This window comes from Deltaproteobacteria bacterium (assembly GCA_005879795.1).
Taxonomy (GTDB): Bacteria; Desulfobacterota; Binatia; order DP-6; family DP-6; genus DP-6.
This window is the reverse complement of sequence record VBKJ01000212.1, coordinates 1-19,610: the sequence shown is the minus strand read 5'-3', so window position 1 is coordinate 19,610 and position 19,610 is coordinate 1. Positions and strand designations below refer to the sequence as shown.

24 protein-coding genes are annotated in these 19,610 nt (G+C 71.4%); 4 read left to right on the top strand and 20 right to left on the bottom strand.

Annotated elements, in window-relative coordinates:
* The 20 genes from E6J59_18370 to E6J59_18275 form a co-directional block, all read right to left on the bottom strand.
* Positions 1 to 299: ketol-acid reductoisomerase (locus E6J59_18370; protein TMB16731.1), on the bottom strand; the 299-nt coding region annotated here is incomplete at its 3' end.
* Positions 296 to 814, bottom strand: coding sequence for an acetolactate synthase small subunit (gene ilvN / locus E6J59_18365; protein TMB16730.1), 519 nt, complete (start codon positions 812 to 814; stop codon positions 296 to 298). The genes ilvN and E6J59_18370, both read right to left, overlap by 4 nt.
* A 7-nt stretch (positions 815 to 821) precedes the next feature.
* Entirely contained in the window at positions 822 to 1,046 is a 225-nt protein-coding gene (locus tag E6J59_18360; GenBank protein TMB16729.1) for a DUF465 domain-containing protein, read from the bottom strand.
* 56 nt (positions 1,047 to 1,102) lie between these two features.
* A complete protein-coding gene (gene tsaB, locus E6J59_18355) occupies positions 1,103 to 1,729 on the bottom strand; it encodes a tRNA (adenosine(37)-N6)-threonylcarbamoyltransferase complex dimerization subunit type 1 TsaB (protein ID TMB16728.1) in 627 nt (208 codons plus the stop codon).
* 54 nt (positions 1,730 to 1,783) lie between these two features.
* A complete protein-coding gene (gene rseP / locus E6J59_18350; GenBank protein TMB16727.1) occupies positions 1,784 to 2,866 on the bottom strand; it encodes an RIP metalloprotease RseP in 1,083 nt (360 codons plus the stop codon).
* A gap of 8 nt (positions 2,867 to 2,874) precedes the next feature.
* Positions 2,875 to 3,678, bottom strand: a complete 804-nt coding sequence (locus E6J59_18345; protein TMB16726.1) for a phosphatidate cytidylyltransferase — start codon at positions 3,676 to 3,678, stop codon at positions 2,875 to 2,877.
* 148 nt (positions 3,679 to 3,826) lie between these two features.
* Positions 3,827 to 4,582, bottom strand: a complete 756-nt coding sequence (locus tag E6J59_18340; protein TMB16725.1) for an isoprenyl transferase — start codon at positions 4,580 to 4,582, stop codon at positions 3,827 to 3,829.
* Positions 4,582 to 5,145 carry a ribosome recycling factor gene (locus E6J59_18335; GenBank protein TMB16724.1) on the bottom strand — a complete coding sequence of 188 codons (564 nt, stop codon included), beginning with the start codon at positions 5,143 to 5,145 and terminating at the stop codon, positions 4,582 to 4,584. The genes E6J59_18340 and E6J59_18335 overlap by 1 nt, the downstream gene beginning before the upstream one ends.
* Complete coding sequence (locus tag E6J59_18330) at positions 5,142 to 5,870, bottom strand: UMP kinase (GenBank protein TMB16723.1); 729 nt, start codon at positions 5,868 to 5,870, stop codon at positions 5,142 to 5,144. Before E6J59_18330 ends, E6J59_18335 begins: the two co-directional genes overlap by 4 nt.
* 13 nt (positions 5,871 to 5,883) lie before the next feature.
* Positions 5,884 to 6,513: a translation elongation factor Ts gene (tsf, locus tag E6J59_18325; protein ID TMB16722.1), complete on the bottom strand. Its 630-nt coding sequence runs from the start codon at positions 6,511 to 6,513 to the stop codon at positions 5,884 to 5,886.
* Between the two features lie 5 nt (positions 6,514 to 6,518).
* The gene (gene rpsB, locus E6J59_18320; GenBank protein TMB16721.1) at positions 6,519 to 7,307 is read right to left on the bottom strand and encodes a 30S ribosomal protein S2; all 789 of its coding nucleotides are present in this window, start codon (positions 7,305 to 7,307) and stop codon (positions 6,519 to 6,521) included.
* Positions 7,308 to 7,406: 99 nt separating this feature from the next.
* Positions 7,407 to 8,693, bottom strand: a complete 1,287-nt coding sequence (locus tag E6J59_18315; GenBank protein TMB16735.1) for a transcription termination factor Rho — start codon at positions 8,691 to 8,693, stop codon at positions 7,407 to 7,409.
* Positions 8,694 to 8,909: 216 nt separating this feature from the next.
* Positions 8,910 to 9,857 (bottom strand): RluA family pseudouridine synthase, encoded by a 948-nt coding sequence (locus tag E6J59_18310; GenBank protein TMB16734.1) that lies wholly within the window; start codon positions 9,855 to 9,857, stop codon positions 8,910 to 8,912.
* 179 nt (positions 9,858 to 10,036) lie between these two features.
* On the bottom strand, positions 10,037 to 10,975 hold the full coding sequence (locus E6J59_18305) for a bifunctional riboflavin kinase/FAD synthetase (protein TMB16720.1): 939 nt from the start codon (positions 10,973 to 10,975) through the stop codon (positions 10,037 to 10,039).
* Between the two features lie 256 nt (positions 10,976 to 11,231).
* Positions 11,232 to 12,038 (bottom strand): tetratricopeptide repeat protein, encoded by an 807-nt coding sequence (locus E6J59_18300; protein TMB16719.1) that lies wholly within the window; start codon positions 12,036 to 12,038, stop codon positions 11,232 to 11,234.
* The gene (gene pal, locus E6J59_18295; GenBank protein TMB16718.1) at positions 12,035 to 12,562 is read right to left on the bottom strand and encodes a peptidoglycan-associated lipoprotein Pal; all 528 of its coding nucleotides are present in this window, start codon (positions 12,560 to 12,562) and stop codon (positions 12,035 to 12,037) included. Before pal ends, E6J59_18300 begins: the two co-directional genes overlap by 4 nt.
* 35 nt (positions 12,563 to 12,597) lie before the next feature.
* The gene (gene tolB, locus E6J59_18290; GenBank protein TMB16717.1) at positions 12,598 to 13,917 is read right to left on the bottom strand and encodes a Tol-Pal system beta propeller repeat protein TolB; all 1,320 of its coding nucleotides are present in this window, start codon (positions 13,915 to 13,917) and stop codon (positions 12,598 to 12,600) included.
* Positions 13,914 to 14,978, bottom strand: coding sequence for a TonB C-terminal domain-containing protein (locus tag E6J59_18285; GenBank protein ID TMB16716.1), 1,065 nt, complete (start codon positions 14,976 to 14,978; stop codon positions 13,914 to 13,916). Before E6J59_18285 ends, tolB begins: the two co-directional genes overlap by 4 nt.
* Before the next feature lie 4 nt (positions 14,979 to 14,982).
* Entirely contained in the window at positions 14,983 to 15,405 is a 423-nt protein-coding gene (gene tolR / locus E6J59_18280) for a protein TolR (protein TMB16715.1), read from the bottom strand.
* Positions 15,402 to 16,067, bottom strand: coding sequence for a Tol-Pal system subunit TolQ (locus tag E6J59_18275; GenBank protein TMB16733.1), 666 nt, complete (start codon positions 16,065 to 16,067; stop codon positions 15,402 to 15,404). Before E6J59_18275 ends, tolR begins: the two co-directional genes overlap by 4 nt.
* A 336-nt stretch (positions 16,068 to 16,403) precedes the next feature.
* On the opposite strand from E6J59_18275, the gene gap reads away from it, so the two are divergent.
* From gap to secG, 4 genes are all read left to right on the top strand, one after another.
* Entirely contained in the window at positions 16,404 to 17,411 is a 1,008-nt protein-coding gene (gene gap, locus E6J59_18270; protein TMB16714.1) for a type I glyceraldehyde-3-phosphate dehydrogenase, read from the top strand.
* Positions 17,412 to 17,424: 13 nt separating this feature from the next.
* Positions 17,425 to 18,633, top strand: coding sequence for a phosphoglycerate kinase (locus tag E6J59_18265; GenBank protein ID TMB16713.1), 1,209 nt, complete (start codon positions 17,425 to 17,427; stop codon positions 18,631 to 18,633).
* Positions 18,630 to 19,385 carry a triose-phosphate isomerase gene (locus E6J59_18260; GenBank protein TMB16712.1) on the top strand — a complete coding sequence of 252 codons (756 nt, stop codon included), beginning with the start codon at positions 18,630 to 18,632 and terminating at the stop codon, positions 19,383 to 19,385. Before E6J59_18265 ends, E6J59_18260 begins: the two co-directional genes overlap by 4 nt.
* A 28-nt stretch (positions 19,386 to 19,413) precedes the next feature.
* A partial coding sequence (gene secG, locus E6J59_18255; protein ID TMB16732.1) for a preprotein translocase subunit SecG occupies positions 19,414 to 19,610 on the top strand: 197 nt, incomplete at its 3' end.

Sequence of the window (19,610 nt, the reverse complement as noted above, 5' to 3'; positions counted from 1 at the left end):
CCGGGCCTGAGCCCGGGCGCGATCTCGCCCTCGTAGATCTCGGCGCCCTGCTCGTCGGGCACGAGCATCATCACGATGTCGGCCTCGCGCGCCGCGGCGGCGGCGTCGACCACGCGCAGCCCGGCCTTCTCGGCCTTCGGGCGCGAGGCGCTGTCGGGGCGCAGCCCGACGCGCACGTCCATCCCGCTGTCGCGCAGGTTCTGCGCGTGGGCGTGGCCCTGGCTGCCGTAGCCGATGACGGCGATCTTCTTGCCCCTGAGCGGCGCGAGGTCGGCGTCTCCGTCGTGGTAGATATTCATGCGGCACGCTCCTTCTCTTTCCCGTCCACGGTGAGGACGCGCGTACCGCGGTACATCGCCACCTTGCCCGTGCGGACGATCTCCAGGATGCCGAGCGGCTTCAAGAGCTCGACCAGCGCGTTCACCTTCTCCTCCGCGCCCGTGATCTCGACAACGTAGGACTCGCGCGACACGTCGATGATCTTGGCGCGGAAGATGTCGACGATGTTGGCCAGCTCGCCGCGCGTGCGCTCGTCGGCGCGCACTTTGATGAGGACCAGCTCACGCTCGACGTGCTCGGTCTCGGTGAAGTCGCCGACCTTGATCACGCAGATGAGCTTGTTGAGCTGCTTCTCCATCTGCTCGAGCACCTGATCGTCGCCCCGCGTGACCAGCGTGATGCGCGACACGGTCGGGTCGAGCGTCTCGGCCACCGACAGGCTCTCGATGTTGAAGCCGCGGCCGCTGAACAGGCCGGCCACGCGCGCCAGCACGCCGAACTCGTTCTCGACCAGGATGGAGATGACGTGGCGCATGGGGCGCTCAGTGCGAGCGGTAGCGGGAGAGGATCTCCATGATCCTGTCCTTGCCGGCGAGCTTCAGCTTCTGGAGCCGTTTCTTCTCCATCTCCTCCTCGGGCGTCAGGTAGAGCTTCTGCTGAAAGGCGCCGAGCCGCCGCTCGAGGTCGACGTGCTCCTCGTAGTAGTGCCGGAGCTCCGGCTCTCGCTCGAGCAGGGTCCTGATGAGCGCCTCGTCCTTTTCTTCCATACCTCACCCCCGTGCTGAGCGGTACTCTCGAGCTTAATATGCTCCAAAACGGCCTGTCAACGCGACCGGGGCAGCTCCGCGTCCGGCGGACGGACGTAGACCGGCTCGAGCGTGCCCAGGTTGGCCGCCTCGCCCGCCGCGAGCCGCGCGGCGCCGAGCCGCGCGATCACGCCGCCGCGCGGATGATGGCTGGCGAAGGGCAGGAGGCGCGCATGCGCGCCCAGCACCTCGCCGTAGACCTCGCCCGCGTCGCCCACGACCGTGCAAGGGCGCGGAAGCCGCGCCGCGAGCGCCTCGGGCGCCAGCGCGAGATCGGGCGTGAGACGGCGCGGGCCGCCGGCCTCCAGCGCGAAGAGCGCCGCATAGACCTCGCGCTTGCGCGCGTCGAGCGCGGCGCACACGGTAGCGCCCGGCTCGGCGTCCACGACCCAGGCGAGGGCCTCAAGCGTCGGCACGCCCACCACCGGGAGCCCGCCGGCGAACGCGAGCCCCTTGGCGAGCGCGAGCCCGATGCGCAGCCCGGTGAACGAGCCCGGCCCAATCGACACCGCGATGCCCTCGAGGTCTTCGAGCGCGAGGCCCGCGTCGCCGAACACGCGCTCGACCAGCAGCGGCAACGAGGCGGTGTGGGAGCGCGACTCGCGGTACACCCCCTCGGCCAGGACGGCGCCGTCGCGCGCCACCCCGACCGCCGCGGTCCACGTCGCCGTGTCGAGCCCGAGGACGAGCGTCGGCGCCTAGCCCCAGAAGAGACGGTGGATGTCGTTGTAGGACACGAACACGATCAGCGTGATGAGCAGCAGGATGCCGACCTGCAGCGCGAGCTCGCGGTGCCGCGCGCCGAGCGGGCGGCGCATGACGCCCTCGATGGCGAAGAAGGCGAGGTGCCCGCCGTCGAGCGCCGGGATCGGGAGCAGGTTGAGGACGGCGAGGTTCACGGATAGGAAGGCGAGCGTCAGCAGGTAGTAGCGTCCTCCGGCTCGCGCCTGCTTCCCCGCCGCGCTCGCGATCGCGATCGGACCGCCGAGATCCTTGAACGGCACCCGCCCGGCCAGCATGAGCTTGAGCCCCTGCAGGACCATGACCGCGTGGGTTGCGGTCTCCTGCGCGGCGATCCCGACGGCCGTGAGCGGGCCGACCGCCTCCCAGTCGATCGACACCTCGACTCCGATGCGATAGACCTTGCCCGCGTCCTCGCCGTAGATGGTCCGGTTCTCGTGCAGCTCCGGCGTGACCTCGAGCGGGAAGCGCGCCCCGCCGCGCTCGACCGTCAGCCGCAGCCGCTCGCCCTTCGAGAGGACGACGGTCTTGGAGAGCTGCTCCCAGGTGCCGATCGGCGTGTCGTCGATGGCGACGATCCGGTCGCCCGCCTGGAGGCCCGCCCGCTCGGCAGGCAGCCCGGCCGTGACGCCGCCGACGCGCGGCTCGGTCGAGGGCTTCTCCACGCCCACCGCCGCGAAGAGGACCGCGTAGACGACGAACGCGAACACGAAGTTCATCGCCGGGCCGGCGGAGACGATCGCCGCGCGGCGGGCGAGCGACTGGGTCGAGAAGGCGCGCTCCGGGCTGGCGAGCGCCTCCTCTCCCTCCTCCTCGCCGAGCATCTTCACGTAGCCGCCCAGCGGGATCGCCGACACGGCGTACTCGGTCTCCCCTGACTTGCGCGCCAGCACCACCGGACCGAAGCCGATCGAGAAGCGCTCCACCAGCACGCCCACCCGCTTGGCCACCGCGAAGTGCCCGAGCTCGTGCACGAAGACGAGCACCCCGATCGCGACCGAGAACGACAGCAACGTAAACAGGAAGGAATGGATGTCCATCGTCACCTTCAGGCCGGTGGCAGGACGGCGTAGTAGTAGGCGAACACGACGGGGAAGAGGAGGCTGTCCAGCCGGTCCAGAATGCCACCGTGTCCCGGGATAATCCAGCCGGAGTCCTTGGCGCCGAAGGCGCGCTTCAGGGCCGACTCGCACAGGTCGCCGAACTGCGCCAGCACGCTGATCGCCATGCCCAGCACGACCGCCTCGCTTCTTCCCCGATCGCCGAAGAAGAGCAGGCGGCAGAGCGAGGCGATCAGCATCGCGCCGGCCAGCGCGCCGAGTGCGCCCTCGACCGTCTTGCTCGGGCTGATCGAGGGGGCGAGCGGGTGGCGGCCGAAGGCGCGGCCGGTCAGATAACCGCCCGAGTCCGAGCCCATGGCCGCGAAGACCGTGAACAGCACCCAGCGCCAGCCCTGGTCGTGGTCCGCCTCCCGCAGCAGCACGAAGTGCGGCGTGAAGAAGCCGACGTAGAGCACGCCCAGGAGGGAGAGCCCGAGGCGATGCATGGCACCCGCGAGATCATCGGCATGCAGGAGCGGGAACATGAGCCCACCGATGACCGCCAGCCCGAGGCCCGCGCCCCATACCTCCGGCCGCCGCGAGGCGACGCCCCCGGCGATCACGAGCCCCCACAGGAGGCCGGCCGCACGCTCCACGGCGTCGCCGGGCAGCGCCATCGCGAAATACTCGAACAGCGCGATCGCCGCCACCGCCATGATGAAGCCCGCGAACACGTGCGTCGGCAGGTACTCGACGATGAGCCACAGGCCCGGCAGCGCGATGGCCGCCGTGGCAAGCCGGGTGCGCAACATTTGACTAAATCACCCGGGGGCCCGTCCGCTGCTCGCACGCTCCGCGCGCTGCGCTGCTCCGCTGCCCCCGGACCCCGTCGGCCGGCTCGAGCGCTCTCGCGCTCGGCCTCCCCCCGAGGCCTGGCGCCGCAACCGGCGACGACCTCACCTAGTTCGCTGCGCGCAGCTTCTCGCGCTCGACCTGGGCGGACGTACGGCCGAAGCGGCGCTGGCGCTGCTGGAAGAAGGCGAGCGCCTGGAGGTAGTCGCGCTCGCGGAAGTCGGGCCACAGGGTGTCGGTCACGTACATCTCGGTGTACGCGAGCTGCCAGAGGAAGAAGTTGCTGAGGCGCATCTCGCCGCTGGTGCGGATCAGGAGATCGGGATCCGGGATGCCGCTCGTGCCGAGGTGCTTGGCGAGCGTGCCGGCGGTGATCCGGTCGGGGTCGAGCTCGCCGCGCCGGACGCGCCGGGCGACGGCGCGCGCGGCGCGCGCGATCTCCTCGCGCCCGCCGTAGCTGACGGCGAGGATCACGGTCATACCGGTGTTGCGCCGGGTCGCGGCGATGGTGGCGCGCAGCGCCCCGCGCACAGGCAGCGGCAGGCGGCGGAGGCTGCCGACGGCGAGCAGGCGGATCTGGTGCTTCATCATCTTGCCGAGCTCGGTCGCCAGGTAGCGGCGGAGGAGCGCCATGAGCCCGTCGACCTCGCGCGGCGGGCGGCGCCAGTTCTCCGTGGAGAAGGCGTAGAGCGAGAGGTAGCGGATGCCGAGGCGCCGGCTGGTCTCGACTACCGCCCGCACCGATTCCTTGCCGACGCGATGCCCCTGCAGACGCGGCAGGCCGCGCCGCTCGGCCCAGCGCCCGTTGCCGTCCATGATGACGGCCACGTGACGCGGCAGGTGAGTCGGATCGATCTCCACCATCAGACAGCCATGATCTCGTCTTCCTTCCCTTTGAGCGTTTTCTCGACGCGCTCGATGTACTCCTTGGTGAGCGCCTCGACCTTCTCGGCGGCGTGTCGCCGGTCGTCCTCCGTGATCTCCTTGTCCTTCTCGAGCTCCTTCAGCATCTCGAGCGAGTCCCGGCGGTGGCTGCGGACCGACACGCGGTAGTCCTCGGCCAGCTTGCGCACGTGCTTGACCAGGTCCCGCCGGCGCTCCTCGGTGAGCGGCGGGATGGGCACCCGGATCAGCTTCCCGTCGTTGAGCGGATTGAGCCCGAGGTCGGAGCTCTTGATCGCCTTCTCGATGGCGCCGATCACGCTCTTGTCGTAGGGCTGCACGACCAGCAGGCTCGGCTCGGGCGCGGAGAGCGTGGCGAGCTGGTTGAGCGGCGTCTTGGCACCGTAGTAGTCGACCGTGATGCCCTCGAGGAGCGCCGTCGAGGCGCGGCCCGTGCGCACGTGCGAGAGCTCCTTGCGGAAGGCCCCCATCGTCTTCTCCATGTCCTGCCTGGTGCTCTCGAGGACCTCGCCCCCGGGCGTCATGTCCGTCCTCCGTGCACGAGCGTGCCGATGCGCACGCCCGTGACCGCCTTCTTGATGTTCCCGGGCTGCATCATGTTGAAGACGAGGATCGGGAGCCCGTTGTCCATACACAGCGAGATCGCGGTCGCATCCATCACCTGGAGCTGACGCGAGAGGACATCGATGTAGGTGAGCTCCTCGAAGCGCACCGCGCCGGGATGCTTGAGCGGGTCGGCGTCGAAGACGCCGTCCACGCGCGTCGCCTTGAAGATGACCTCGGCCCCGATCTCCATGGCGCGGAGACTCGCAGCCGTGTCGGTGGTGAAGAAGGGGTTGCCGGTGCCGGCGGCGAAGATGACCACGCGCCCCTTCTCGAGATGCCGCGTCGCGCGGCGGCGGATGTAGGGCTCGGCCACCTGCTGCATCTCGATGGCGGAGAGCACGCGGGTCTGCACGCCGAGCTTCTCGAGCGCGTCCTGCAGGGCGAGCGCGTTGATGATGGTGGCCAGCATGCCCATGTAGTCGGCGGTAGCGCGGTCGAGACCGCGCGCGCTCGCCGCCAGGCCGCGAAAGATGTTGCCGCCGCCGATCACCAGGGCGAGCTCGCAGCCGAGGGCGTGGACGTCCTTCAGCTCGGCCGCGAAGGCCGCGAGGACGCCGGGGTCGATGCCGTAGCCCCCCAGACCGGCCAGGGCCTCCCCGCTGATCTTGAGGAGGACGCGGCGGTAGCGGGTCGCGCCGGACACGCCCGGCGCGGGCTCAGGCTCCGGGCGCGCCTCCAGCGGGGCTCTCCTTGGGCGCCGTCTCGCCGAGCTTGAAACGTGCGAAGCGGCGCACCGCCACGTTCACCCCAAACCGCACGATGGCCTCCCGGACGATCTCCGCGACCGTGCGCCCGGGGTCTTTGATGAAGGGCTGCTCCAGGAGGCAGACGTCCTTGTAGAAGCGCTCCACCTGGCCCTCGACGATGCGCTCGATCACCTTCTCGGGCTTGCCCGACTGCAGCGCCTGCTTGCGGTAGATGGCGCGCTCGGCCTCGAGCTCCGCCGCCGGCACGTCCTCCCGGGCGACGTAGCGCGGCTCGTTGGCCGCCACCTGCATGGCTAGGTCCTTCACCAGCTGCTGGAACTCGGGCGTCTTGGCGACGAAGTCGGTCTCGCAGTTGACCTCGATCAGCACGCCGATCTTGCCTGGCGGGTGGATGTAGGCGCCGATCGCGCCGTCGGTGGCCGTGCGCGTCGCCTTCTTGGCCGCCTTGGCGAGCCCACGCTCGCGCAGGATGCGGACCGCCCTCTCGACGTCGCCGCCGGCCTCCCCGAGCGCCTTCTGGCAGTCGAGGAGGCCCGCGCCGGTCTTCTCGCGCAGGTCCCTTACCTCTCCGAGTCCCATCGTGCCTAGCGCGCCTCCGCCTCCACCACGTCCATCGCCGGCGCACCGCCGCCCGCGCCGTCCTCCGCGCTCGCGGGCTCCTGCCCGGCGCCGCGCTGCCGCTCCTCGTAGAGGTTGCGGCCCTCGATCACCGCCTCGGCGATCGCGGCGCAGAAGAGGCGGATGGCGCGGATGGCATCGTCGTTGCCCGGGATCTTGTGATTGATCAGGTCCGGGTCGCAGTTCGTGTCGACCACCGCCACCACCGGGATGCCGAGCTTGTTCGCCTCCTTGACGGCGATCTCCTCCTTCTTGGGATCGATCACGAAGAGCGCATCCGGCAGCTTGCGCAGCCCCTTGATGCCGCCCAGCGAGGAGAGGAGCTTCTCGCGCTCGTGGCGCAGCCCCTGCAGCTCCTTCTTGGTGAGCGCCTCGACCACCTGCGCGTCCTCGAGCATCTCGTCGAGCTTCTTGAGACGATCGATCGACTGCTTGATGGTGTGGAAGTTCGTCAGCATGCCGCCGAGCCAACGCGTGTTGACGTAGAACGCCCCGCAGCGCTCCGCCTCCTCGCGGATGGCGTCCTGGGCCTGCTTCTTGGTGCCGACGAACAGCATCTGCCCGCCCTGCGCGGTGAGATCGCGTACGAAGGTGTGGGCGTCGCGGAAGAGCTTCACGGTCTGCTGCAGGTCGATGATGTAGATCCCGTTGCGGGCGCCGAAGATGTAGGGCTTCATCTTCGGGTTCCACCGGCTGGTCTGGTGGCCGAAGTGGACCCCCGCCTCGAGCAGGTTCTTCATGGTGACATCAGTCATGCGGGCTCCTTGATCCGTCCCTCCTTTCCGCGCACGTGGCGAAAACCGGGCCCATACCAGAAAGGCCGGTCCGCACGCAATTAGGCAGGGCTGTGCGGGTCACTGGTTCATCGAGTCGAGGAACTCCTGGTTCGACTTCGTGCCCTTGATCTTGTCGTGCAGGAACTCCATCGCCTCGACCGTGTTCAGCTGGGAGAGGAGCTTGCGCAGGATCCAGACGCGGTTGAGCACGTCGCGCGGCAGGAGCAGCTCCTCCTTGCGCGTCCCCGACCGCGTCGCGTCCATGGCCGGGAACATGCGCTTGTCCATCAGGCGCCGGTCGAGGTGGATCTCCATGTTGCCGGTCCCCTTGAACTCCTCGAAGATGACCTCGTCCATGCGGCTGCCGGTGTCGACCAGCGCCGTGCCGATGATGGTCAGGCTGCCGCCGTCCTCGATGTTGCGCGCCGCGCCGAAGAACTTCTTCGGGCCGCGCAGCGCATTCGAGTCGACGCCCCCGGAGAGGATCTTGCCGCTCGGCGGGACGACCGAGTTGTAGGCGCGCGCAAGCCGCGTGACCGAGTCGAGCAGGATGACGACGTCCCTCCCGTGCTCCACCAGGCGCTTCGCCTTCTCGATCACCATCTCCGCCACCTGCACGTGGCGCGTCGGCGGCTCGTCGAAGGTCGAGCTCACCACCTCGCCCTTCACCGAGCGCTGCATGTCGGTCACCTCCTCGGGCCGCTCGTCGATGAGCAGCACGATGAGGACGACGTCGGGATGGTTGGCGGTGATGCCGTGCGCGATGTTCTGCAACATCATCGTCTTGCCGGTGCGCGGTGCGGCGACGATGAGGCCGCGCTGCCCCTTTCCCACCGGCGTGAGCAGATCGATGATGCGCGTGGTGTGCTCCTCGGGGTCGAACTCGAGGTGCAGGTGCTCGTCGGGGTAGAGCGGCGTGAGGTTGTCGAACAGGATCTTCTCGCGTGCCTTCTCGGGCTCATCGAAGTTGATGGTCTCGACCTTGAGCAGCGCGAAGTAGCGCTCGCCCTCCTTGGGGGGGCGGATCTGTCCCGCGACCACGTCGCCGGTGCGAAGGTTGAAGCGGCGGATCTGGCTGGGCGAGACGTAGATGTCGTCCGGGCCCGGCAGGTAGTTGTAGTCGGGCGCGCGCAGGAAGCCGAAACCGTCGGGGAGTATCTCGAGCACACCCTCGCCGCAGATGAAGCCGTTCTGCTCGGTCTGCGCCTGCAGGATGGAGAAGATGAGCTCCTGCTTACGCATCGCGGCCGCGCCCTCGATGTTCATGTCCTTGGCGATCGCCGCGAGGTCGCCGATCTTCTTGTCCTTCAGCAATTTCAAGTTGAGCGCGCCGGGTTCTTCGGCCGGTGTGGCCTCCGCTTTCACCTGCGCGTCGGCGCGTACCTCCCCTGCTGGCCTCTCCCTGGTGCTCAAGGACGGTTCCTCCCTGCGAGTGCGGATTGCATTGGAGCTGTTATGCGCTCACGCCGGCTCACGGCGAACCGACGGAATGCCCGACGAAATGAACGTGCGCCTCGCGCTGTTTGGGGGAACCGGGGCGGTGATGGATACACCGAAGAGTAGGCAATCGGTCCCGGACTGTCAAGCGGAACGGCTCGATTTCGCCGTGCTGCTGCCGGCTTGGCGCAGCCCAGCGAGGAGCTGCTCCAAGTCTGGCGGAAGCGGGGCACGGACCACCATGCGGGCCCCGCTCGAGGGGTGGTCGAAGCGGATCTCGGCGGCGTGGAGGGCCTGGCGCGGGAAGGCGAGCCCCCCCGCGGTCCGCCCCGCGTGCCGCGGTCCGTAGACCCGGTCGCCGACGATCGGATGGCCCACCGCCGCGAGGTGGACGCGCAGCTGATGGGTGCGACCGGTCTCGGGCTCGAGGCGCATCAGGGTCGCGCCCGGGAAGCGTTCGAGCGCCGTCCAGCGTGTGAGCGCGGCGCGCCCGCGGCGGCTGTGCACGCTCATGCGCTTGCGTTCACGTGGATGCCGGCCCACGGCCCGGTCGATGGTGCCGCTCACCGGGCCGAGGTGACCCCGGACCACGGCGAGGTAGACCTTCTGGACGGTCCGCGTGCGGAACTGCCGCGCGAGGGCCTCGAGCGCCGGCGCCGTGCGCGCCACCAGCAGCACCCCCGAGGTGTCGCGGTCGAGACGGTGCACGATGCCGGGCCGATCGGGGCGGCCGACGCCCGCCAGGGTGCCGAGCCGGTGGGCGAGCGCGTTCACGACCGTGCCGCGCCGGGCGCCCGGCGCGGGGTGCACGACCATGCCGGGCGGCTTGTCGACGGCGAGCAGGTCGGCGTCCTCGTAGAGGACGGCAAGGGGGAGCGGCTCTGGCTCCGCCGCCAGCGGCTCGGGCTCGGGCAGCTCGACCTCCAGCCGTGCGCCGACGCCGAGAAGGTGGGCGCTCTTGCGGGCCACCCCGTCGACGCGCACGCGCCCCGCGTCGATCAACCGTTTCGCCTGCGACCGCGTCCCCACCTCCGCTACCCCCGCCAGGAAGCGATCGAGGCGCACGCCCGCCCCGCCGGCGGGTACGACCAGCTCGAGGCGCCCCGGGACGCTCGCCGCAGGGGGCCGGACCCCGAGGCCCGGCGAGGGGCCGGCGGGGGTGCCGCCGCGACCTTCGAGGGCGCCGACCGCGGCGCAAGACCGAGCCGCCCCGCCCAGCGGCGCCCGAGCGGGAGCGCCGGCGCCCCCGCCGGCCCCTCGCCGCGCACCGGTCACGACCCCCCGCCCAGCACCCGCCGCGCCCGCGCGACGTCGCGCGCGATCGCCGCCCGCAGCGCCTCGGGCCCGCCGAACGCCTCCTCGCCGCGCAGGCGCTCGATCACCTCGACCACCAGCCAGCGCCGGTAGAGGTCGCCGCTGAAGTCGAGCAGATGGACCTCGACCGTCCGCTGCCGGCCGGCGAAGGTCGGTCGCACCCCGACGTTGAGGACGGCCTCGCGCATACGCCCGTCGACCTCGACGCCGACCGCGTACACGCCGTCCGGCGGCAAGAGGAGGCCAGCGCGGAGGTGCAGGTTTGCGGTGGGGAAGCCGAGCGTCCGCCCGCGGCGATCGCCCGCCACCACCCGGCCGCGGAGCGTGTAGGGCCGGCCGAGGAGCGCCCGCGCGCTCGGCATGTCGCCCGCCTGGAGCAGTGCGCGGAGCCGCGTGCTGCTCACCTGCTCGCCGTCGCCCGCCGCCTTGACCGGGCCCACCACCTCGACCTGGAACCCCAGGCGTGCGCCGAGCGTGCGCAGCGTCTCGCTGGTGCCGGCCCGGTCGCGCCCGAAGTTAACGTTGTAGCCGACCACGACGTGCTCGAGCTCGAGATGGCGGAGCAGGAAGTCGCGCACGAAGGCCTCCGGGTCGAGCGCGGCGAACGCTCGCGTGAAGCGTTGGATGACGGTCACGTCGACGCCCAGGCCGGCCAGGCTCGCCAGGCGATCGTGCAGGGTCTGGAGCATGAGCGGCGCGCGCGCGGGCGTCAGGACCGCGACCGGGTGCGGCTCGAAGGTGAGGGCCACCGCCAGACCTTTCGCCTCCCGCGCGCGCGCCACCGCGCGGCGCACGATCGCCTGGTGGCCCAGATGCGCTCCGTCGAAGTTGCCGAGCGTGAGGACGCTGCCGGGAAGCCGCTCGGGTCGGCGCGCGAGGTGGCGGACGACGCGCATCGCCACATCATATATACGACGCCCCCCGCCGGTTGAAGGTTGGGGCGGGCGCCGCGGCGGGCCGCGTAGTGACGTGCCTGCTTGTGGGCGGCTGAGAACCGTCGCAGCGTGCGTCGCGGGAACGGGGGCGCCGGCGGAGCGCCGATGAATCGCGCGCTAAGCCGAGCGAGGCTTTGCCGAGCGAGGCGCGGGTCCGAGGGCATCGGAAGCGCGCAGGGCGCGCAGCGCCCGAGCACTGGACGGGCCCCCGGATGAGTTAATTCTCCAGCTCGCTCAGCTTCTGCCGCGCGCGCGCCGCCTCCTCCGAGCTCGGGTAGTCGCGGATCAGCTTAGCAAACGCGAGGCGGGCATCGGGGGAGTCGCCCATCCCGACGAACAGGTTGCCCTGCGCCCAGAGCGCGGACGGGGCCTTGTCGCCCTTCGGGTACTTGGTCACCACGTCGTAGAACTTCGTGACCGCCTGGTTCTGGTCGCCGCGCAGCGCATAGCAGCGCGCCGCCCAGTAGAGCGCGTTGTCGGCGAGCGACGAGTCCTTGTGGTTGGCGGCGAAGCCGTTCAGCTGCGGCACCGTGCGCGCGCAGTCCTGGCGCGCAAGACCGTCGAGCAAGGTCAGGTACTCGGTGCGCTCGGGGGCGTTGACGGTGCCCGCCGCCTTCTGCTCGCGCGCGATCTCCTGCCGCCACTCGTCGTCGCCCGCGGCGGCGGGTGGGCGCGCGCCCGCGGGCGGCGCGCTGGCGGTGGCCGCAGGCGGCGTGGCGGGCGGCGCCGTCGCGGCGGGAGGCGGGCTGCCGCTGCCGGTCGCGCGCTCGAGCTCGCTCAAGCGCTGCTCGAGCGCAGTCAGCCGATCCTCGCTCGGCGCCCCACCGCCCGGACGGCGGGGATGCCCTTCCTCCAGGTCCGCACGCAGGCGCTCGATCTCCTTCTGCACCTCCTGCATCTGCCTCCGCTGGTCCTGGAGGATCCCGCGCAGCTCGCGGTCCTGCTGCACCAGCTCGGCGCGGGTCGCGCAGCCGGCGAGCAACAGCAGCGCGAGCGCGGCCCCGCGTGTCGGGCGCGCGGTCACTGGCCGAGGACCACCGAGTGAGCCCGCCGGTTGCGCGCCCAGCAGGTCTCGTTCTCCTCGTGGCAGAGGGGCAGCTCCTTGCCGTAGCTGATGGTCGAGACGCGCTCAGCGCCGATCCCCTGTGCCACCAGGTAGTCCTTCACGGCCTTCGCCCGCTTGGCTCCCAGCGCCAGGTTGTACTCGATGGTGCCGCGGCTGTCGCAGTGCCCCTCGAGCTCGATCTTGGCGCGGCTGTTGCTCCGCAGCCAGTCGAGGTTGCGGGCCAGCGCGTCACGGGCGCCCGCGTCGAGCTCGTAGCTGTCGTAGGCGAAGTGAACGTCCTTCAGGATGCCGTCCTCCTCGGGCGGGAGCCCCCGCTTGCTCCGCTCGAGGCTCGAGCCGCTCGCTCCGAGGCCCTCCTCGCCCAGGCCCGCGCCGCCCGCGCCGGCCTCGCCCGGCCGGGGGCCCTTCTTCTTGCAGGCGCCTGCGAGCGGAAGGACGAGAAGCAGTGCCAGCGCCACGCGCCACATGCTCGACGTTCTCATGCCGACCGCCTTCCCAGACCGCCGGTGCGCACGGCTCAGTCCAGCCGCGGCGACCAGGCAGGCGAGGTATCATCACCCGCACCGCGGGTCAATTGTTTCTGCGTCTTGCCGTCCCGGTCGGCGAGGAAGAGGTGCGCGCGGCCGGCGCGCGTGGAGGAGAAGACGAGGTAGCGGCCGTCGGGCGCCCACGACGGGTTCTCGTTGCTCCCGGCGGAGGTGATGCTCTGGGCACCGCTCCCGTCGGGGGCAGCGACGACGATCTGGAAGCCGCCCGGCCCGCGCGTCGCCCAGGCGAGGCGATCGCCTTTGGGTGACCAGGCGGGGGAGGTGTTGTAGCTTCCCGTCGACGACACGCGCATGAGCCCGCTGCCGTCGACGTTCATCACGTAGACCTGCGGCGACCCCGCCCGCCCCGAGCAGAAGGCGAGGCGCCGCCCGTCGGGCGCCCACATCGGCGCCACGTCGATGGCCCAGTGATCGGTGAGCCGCTTGATCATCTGCCCGCCGCGGTCGAGGAGGTAGATGTTGGAGTTGCCGCCCTCCTCGCGCGTGACCAGGAGCTTCGAGCCGTCGGGCGACCAGGCGCCGTCCAGCACCACGCCGGGGCCCGGCACGACGCGCGTCACCTGGCGGCTCGCCAGCTCGATCTGGAAGAGGTGCGGGAAGTGCTGGCGATACGAGGTGAAGAGGATGGCGCGCGCGTCCGGACGCCAGCGCGGGGTCACGACCAGGGAGCGCTCGTCGGTCACCTTCACCGGCTCGTCCTGATCGAAGGTGAAGCGGTAGACGTCCTTCAGGCGGCCGCCGCGCGCGCTGACCAACGCGATCGCCGAGTCGAAGGGGCCGCGCTCGCCGGTCAGGAACTCGAGGATCGCGTCGGCGGTCCTGTGCGCCATGCGGGGCAGGTCGGCGCGCGGGCCGCTGTAGCGCCGGCTCACCTGCGGCACGTCGTGGCGCCCCGGCACGTCGAAGAGGCGGACCTCGACCGTGACCGTGTCGCCGCCCGTCGTGACGCCCCCCTTCACCAGCGCCTGCGCCCCGAGCGAGGCCCAGCCGACGAAATCGATCTCGCCGGCCGTGATGCCGGACGTCTGCGGATTCTCGATGAAGGTCTTCGGATCGAGGAGGCGGAAGTAGCCGGAGAGGTCGAGGTCCCGCGACAGCACCTGGGAAAAGCGCGTGCCGAGCTCGCCGCCCGTGTCGCCACCCAGGTTCTTGAGCGGCACGACCGCGATCGGGAACGACTCGCTTCCCGGCCCGAAGATCTGTCCCGTCACCACCGCGGCCGCCAGCGACGGGCCGCCGAGCGCCACGGCGAGCACCGCGAGTGCGGCGACCCCCCTCATCGTCCTCATCCTGCCCCCCGCCCTCCACTCTCCTCGGAGTGGAACTCGATCACGAACTCGCGGAACTCGCTCGCGTAGCGTGCCGGCGGCGGCGGCAGCTGGCGGACGTGCTGGACGGCGCGCAGGGCGGAGCCGTCGTACGCCGGGTTGCCGGAGCTCTGCGCGAGCCGGATGTCGCTCACCTGGCCGTCGGGCGCGATCTCAAAGCGCACCGCGGCGACCAGGCCCGGGCGCGCGATGACGTTCGTCCACTGTGCCTTGATCGTGTTGATGACCTGCTGGCGGTAGGCGATGAACTCGAGGCCGACGAGCTGACCGCCGCCGCCCTTTCCCTCGCCGCCGCTGCCGATCGGGCCGGAACCGGCGTCGTTGCCGCCGACGCCGCCCCCGGAGCGCTGGCGCCAGCGCTCTGCGGCCGCGGAGTACGCGTCGCGGGGGGTGGCCTCCTCCCTGCCGCCCGGGCTGCCGGCGCTGGAGGCCGTCGTCTTCGGCGGCTCGGGCGGTTTCGCCGGTGACGGCTTGGGCGGCTCCGGCTTCTTCGCCTCCGCCTTCGGCGGCTCGGGTGACCTTGCTGGCTCCTGGGCCTTGGCCTGGGGCTTCGGCGGCTCCGGGGGCTTCGCCTCGGGCTTTGGCTCCGGCGGCTTCGCTTCGGGTTTCGGCGGCTCCGGCGGCTTCGGCTTCTCGGGGATGTGGACCGTCGTTTCCTCGGCGGCGACCGGCTTCGGCTCCGGCTTGGGCTCAGGCGGCTTCGCCGGCTCGGCGGGCTCGGCCTTCGGGGGTGGCGGGGGCGGCTCGGCAGGCTCGGCCTTCGGCGGCGACGCGGGCGGCCCGGCGGGTCCGCCCGAGAGATCCCGCCCCGGGGCGCCCGGCGGCAGCCGACCGCCGACGGCGCTCGGATCTGTCAGCTCGACCGTGTACGCGACCATCGGCAACGGGCGGGTCCCGACGTGGCCGGCGAGGAGGACGGCCGCCGCCACGACGAGCGCATGACCCAGGGCCGAGAGGCCGATCATGCGGGCGAAGCGATCGTCCCACTCGGGCGCCAGCCGGAGCGGGCGCGAGGCCGCCATGGTGCTACCGCCGCCGCTCCGGGGGCGGCTCGGTCACCAGCCCGACGCGCGTCAGGCCAGCGTCGTGCACCGCCCCCATGACGCGCATCACCTGACCGTACGGCACGGCCTGATCGGCGCGCACGTAGAGCTGGCGGTCGGGGCGCGCCGCCGCGATCGCGGCGAGCTTGGCCGTGAGCTGCTCGGGCGTCATGGGCGTGTCGTTCAGGAAGAGCTGCCCCGTCTTCCCGACGTTCACGACCAGCTGCTCCTCCTGCCCGGTGAGCGGTCCCGCTGCCACCTTCGGCAGGTCGACCGACACGCCCTGCTGGAGGATCGGCGCCGTCACCATGAAGATGATGAGCAGCACCAGCATCACGTCGACGAGCGGCGTGACGTTGATCTGCGAGATCGCGTCGTTGGCGGACGAGCCCTGGTCGAAAGTCATTTGAAGAAATGGCGCCCGGCGATGTTGAGAAATTCGGACGCGAAGGTGTCCATCTCGGCCGTGAGCACGCGCACCTGGCGCGCGAAGCGGTTGTACATCACGACCGCGGGGATGGCAGCCGCGAGCCCAACGGCGGTAGCCACCAGCGCCTCCGCGATGCCGGGCGCCACCGCCTGGATGCTCGAGCTGGTGGTGACCGAGAGGCCGCGGAACGCGGTCATGATGCCCCACACGGTGCCGAAGAGGCCGATGAAGGGCGCCGTGCTCGCGGTGGTGGCGAGGAACGTGAGCCCGCGCTCGAGGCGGGTCACCTCCTGGGTGCGCGCCCGCACCATGGCGCGTTGCACGTTCTCGATGCCGCCGAACTCGCTCGCCTCCTCGTCGCCACCGGGATTGCCGCGCTTCGCCTTGGTGGTCCGCTGCAGCTCCTGGTAGCCGCCGCGGAACACCTGGGCCACCGGGCTCTCCTTCAGGTCGACGCTCGCGGCCTGGATGGCGGCGAGGTTCTTGGCGTCCCAGAAGATGTCGATGAACCTCCCCGACTGCCGCCGCGCGCGCCGCATCTCCACGCTCTTGGCGAGCGCGATCCCCCAGCAGCCGACCGAGAAAGCGACCAGGATGACGAGCACCGCACGCACCACGGGGCCCGAGCCGACGATCATGTCGAGCACCGTGTCGGGGCGCGCGGGGAGCGGCGCGGCTGCCTGCGCCAGGATACCGCCGACCAGCGCCCTGCCCAGCTCCACGCAGTTCGGAATCATCAGCGACGTGCCACCCCGCAGCCCTGCTCCGCCCCGCGCGCGAACCTAGCGGAGGGCCCCCGACCAGTCAATTCGCGGCCGGGCGCCACCTGCGGCCGGGCGCCACCCGCGGCCGCGCTTCATACGGCCGCGCTTCACCTTGACCCGCCGAGGCTAACATGGAATAGAAAATTTCTCCGCTAACCCCGCGCGCAGCTCCCAGGCCGGCGCGCGGCCCCGACCGAGGAGGCTCGACCCGTGGCGATCCGCGTCGGCATCAATGGCTTCGGCCGCATCGGACGGAACGTGCTCCGCGCCTGCCTCGACGAGCGCGGGCTCGAGTTCGTCGCGGTGAACGACATCACCGACGCCAGGACGCTCGCGCACCTCCTCAAGTACGACTCCGTGCACGGGACGCTCGGGAGAGAGGTGCGCGCCGGCGCGGACGGGCTCACCCTCGACGGGAAGCCGATCCGGGTGCTCGCCGAACGCGATCCTGCCAAGCTGCCCTGGAAGCAGCTCGGCGTGGACCTGGTCCTCGAGTGCAGCGGCCTCTTCACCGAGCGCGACCTGGCCGCCAAGCACCTCGCGGCGGGCGCCCGGAAGGTCATCATCTCCGCGCCCGCCAAGGGGGCGGACTTGACCATCTGCATGGGCGTGAACGAGCGCGCCTACGACCCGGCCAAGCACGCCGTCGTCTCCAACGCCTCGTGCACCACCAACTGCCTCGCCCCCCTCGCCAAGGTGCTGCACGAGTCGTTCGGCATCCGGCGCGGCCTCATGACCACCATCCACTCCTACACCAACGACCAGCGCATCCTCGACCTGCCGCACGAGGACCTCCGCCGCGCGCGGGCGGCCGCGCTCTCCATGATCCCGAGCAGCACGGGCGCCGCACGCGCCATCGGCCTCGTGCTACCCGAGCTGAACGGCAAGCTCGACGGCATGGCGGTGCGCGTGCCGACGCCGAACGTCTCGCTGGTCGATCTCACGGTCGAGCTCGAGAAGCCGGCCACCGAGGAGAAGGTGAACGCGGCCATGAGAGAGGCCGCGGCCGGGCCGCTCGCGGGTATCCTCCTCTACTGCGAGGAGCCGCTCGTCTCCTCGGACTTCAACGGCACGGCCTACTCCTCGATCCTCGACGCCAAGCTCACCCGCGTCATGGACGGCACCTTCTGCAAGGTCCTCGCCTGGTACGACAACGAGTGGGGCTTCTCCAGCCGGATGCGCGACGTCGCGCTCCTGGTGGGCCGAGGCCTCCGCTAGACCGGGGCAGCGGGTGCGGTCGCTCGAGGACCTCGACGTCGCGGGCAAGCGCGTCTTCGTCCGCGCCGATCTGAACGTCCCCCTCGAGGCCGGACGCATCACGGACGCGACGCGCATCGACGCCACCCTACCGACGATCCGCTACGTCCTCGAGCACGGCGGCCTGCCGATCGTCGCCTCGCACCTGGGCCGCCCGCGGGGCAGGCCGGCGCCGGAGCTGTCGCTCCGTCCCGTCGCCGACTACCTGCGCCGTGCGCTCGGCGTCCCGGTCGAGCTCGCGCCCGACTGCATCGGCGAGGCGGTGGAGCGTCTCGTCGCCGGGGCGCGCCCGGGTCAGGTCGTCGTGCTCGAGAACCTCCGCTTCCACCCCGGGGAGGAGAACGACGATCCCAGCTTCGCCGAGCGGCTCGCGCATCTGGCGGACGTGTACGTCGACGACGCCTTCGGCGCCGCCCACCGGGCCCACGCCTCCACCGCCGGCATGGCACGCTTCTTCCGGGACAAGGCGGCGGGGTTCCTGCTCCGGCGGGAGGTCGAGTTCCTGCAGCGTCTCCTCGCCGCGCCCGAGCAGCCCTTCGTCACGGTCCTCGGCGGCGCCAAGGTGTCGGACAAGATCGGCGTGCTCGAGAACCTGCTCGGCCGGGTCCAGTCCTTCTGCATCGGCGGCGCCATGGCGTACACGTTCCTCCGCGCGCAGGGGAAGCCCGTCGGCCGCTCGCGCGTGGAGGCCGACAAGATCGACCTCGCCGCCCAGACGCTCGCGCGGGCCGGGGCGCGCGGGGTGCGCGTCCTCCTGCCCGTCGACCACCTCGCCGCCGAGCGCGCGGCGGCCGGTGCGACGACGCGCGTCGTCGGCGCCGACGACTTCCCCGCCGAGCTCCTCGGGGTGGACATCGGGCCGCGCACGGTCGATGCGTTCGCGCGGGAGATCGCTGCGGCGCGCACTGCCCTCTGGAACGGGCCCATGGGGATCTTCGAGATCGACGCCTTCGGCGAGGGCACCATGGCGATCGCGCGCGCGCTCGCCCGCTCGAACGGCACGACGGTCGTCGGCGGCGGCGACTCGGTGGCCGCGCTCGCGCGCGCCGGCCTGGCGGACGCCGTGACCCACGTCTCGACCGGCGGCGGCGCGTCGCTCGAGTTCCTCGAGGGGCGCGAGCTGCCCGGGCTTGCCGCGCTCGAGGACACCGCCCCGGCGCGCTGCGCGGAGGCGCCCCGATGACCCGCACGCCGCTCATCGCCGGCAACTGGAAGATGCACGGTGCGCGCGCCGAGGCGGTCGCGCTGGCGAGCGCGCTCGCCAAGAGCGTCGGCCGTGTGCGCGGGCGCGAGGTCGTGATCGCGCCTCCCTTCACGGCCCTCGAAGCAGTGCGGCCGGCGCTCGCGGGGACGGACATCCGCCTCGCCGGTCAGAACGTCCACTGGGAGCCGAAGGGCGCCTACACGGGCGAGATCGCGGTCGCCATGCTGCGCGAGAGCGGCTGCACCCACGTCATCGTCGGGCACTCCGAGCGCCGGCAGCACTTCGGCGAGACCAACGAGACCGTGAACCGCCGCCTGCACGCCTGCCTCGGCGCCGGCCTCGTCCCGATCGTGTGCGTGGGCGAGACGCTGGCGGAGCGCGAGGCGGAGGCGACCTCGGCGGTGATCGCACGGCAGGTGGAGAGCGCGCTCGCCGGCGTGCGCTCCGAGCAGCTCGCGAGCTGCGTCATCGCCTACGAGCCGGTGTGGGCGATCGGCACCGGGCGCACCGCAACCCCGGGACAGGTCCAGGAGGTCCACCATGCCATTCGCCGGCAGCTGGTGGGCCTCGCCTCGGCCACCACCGCGGAGCGCGTACGGGTCGTCTACGGCGGGAGCGTCAAGCCGGACAACATCGACGCGCTCATGGCGGAGCCCGACATCGACGGCGCCCTCGTCGGCGGGGCGAGCCTTGACGCCGCCGCCTTCACGCGTATCGTGCAGTACCAGTAGCCAAGGAGCAGCGATGACAGGCGTCCTGATCACCTACGTCGTCCCCGTGATCCACGTGCTCGCGTGCCTCTTCCTGATCGTGGTCGTGCTGCTGCAGACGGGAAAGGGAGCGGACATGGGCGCCGTGTTCGGGGGCGGAAGCCAGACCCTGTTCGGCTCGAGCGGCGCCGGGAACTTCCTGACCAAGCTCACCACGGGGACCGCGATCGCCTTCATGGTGACATC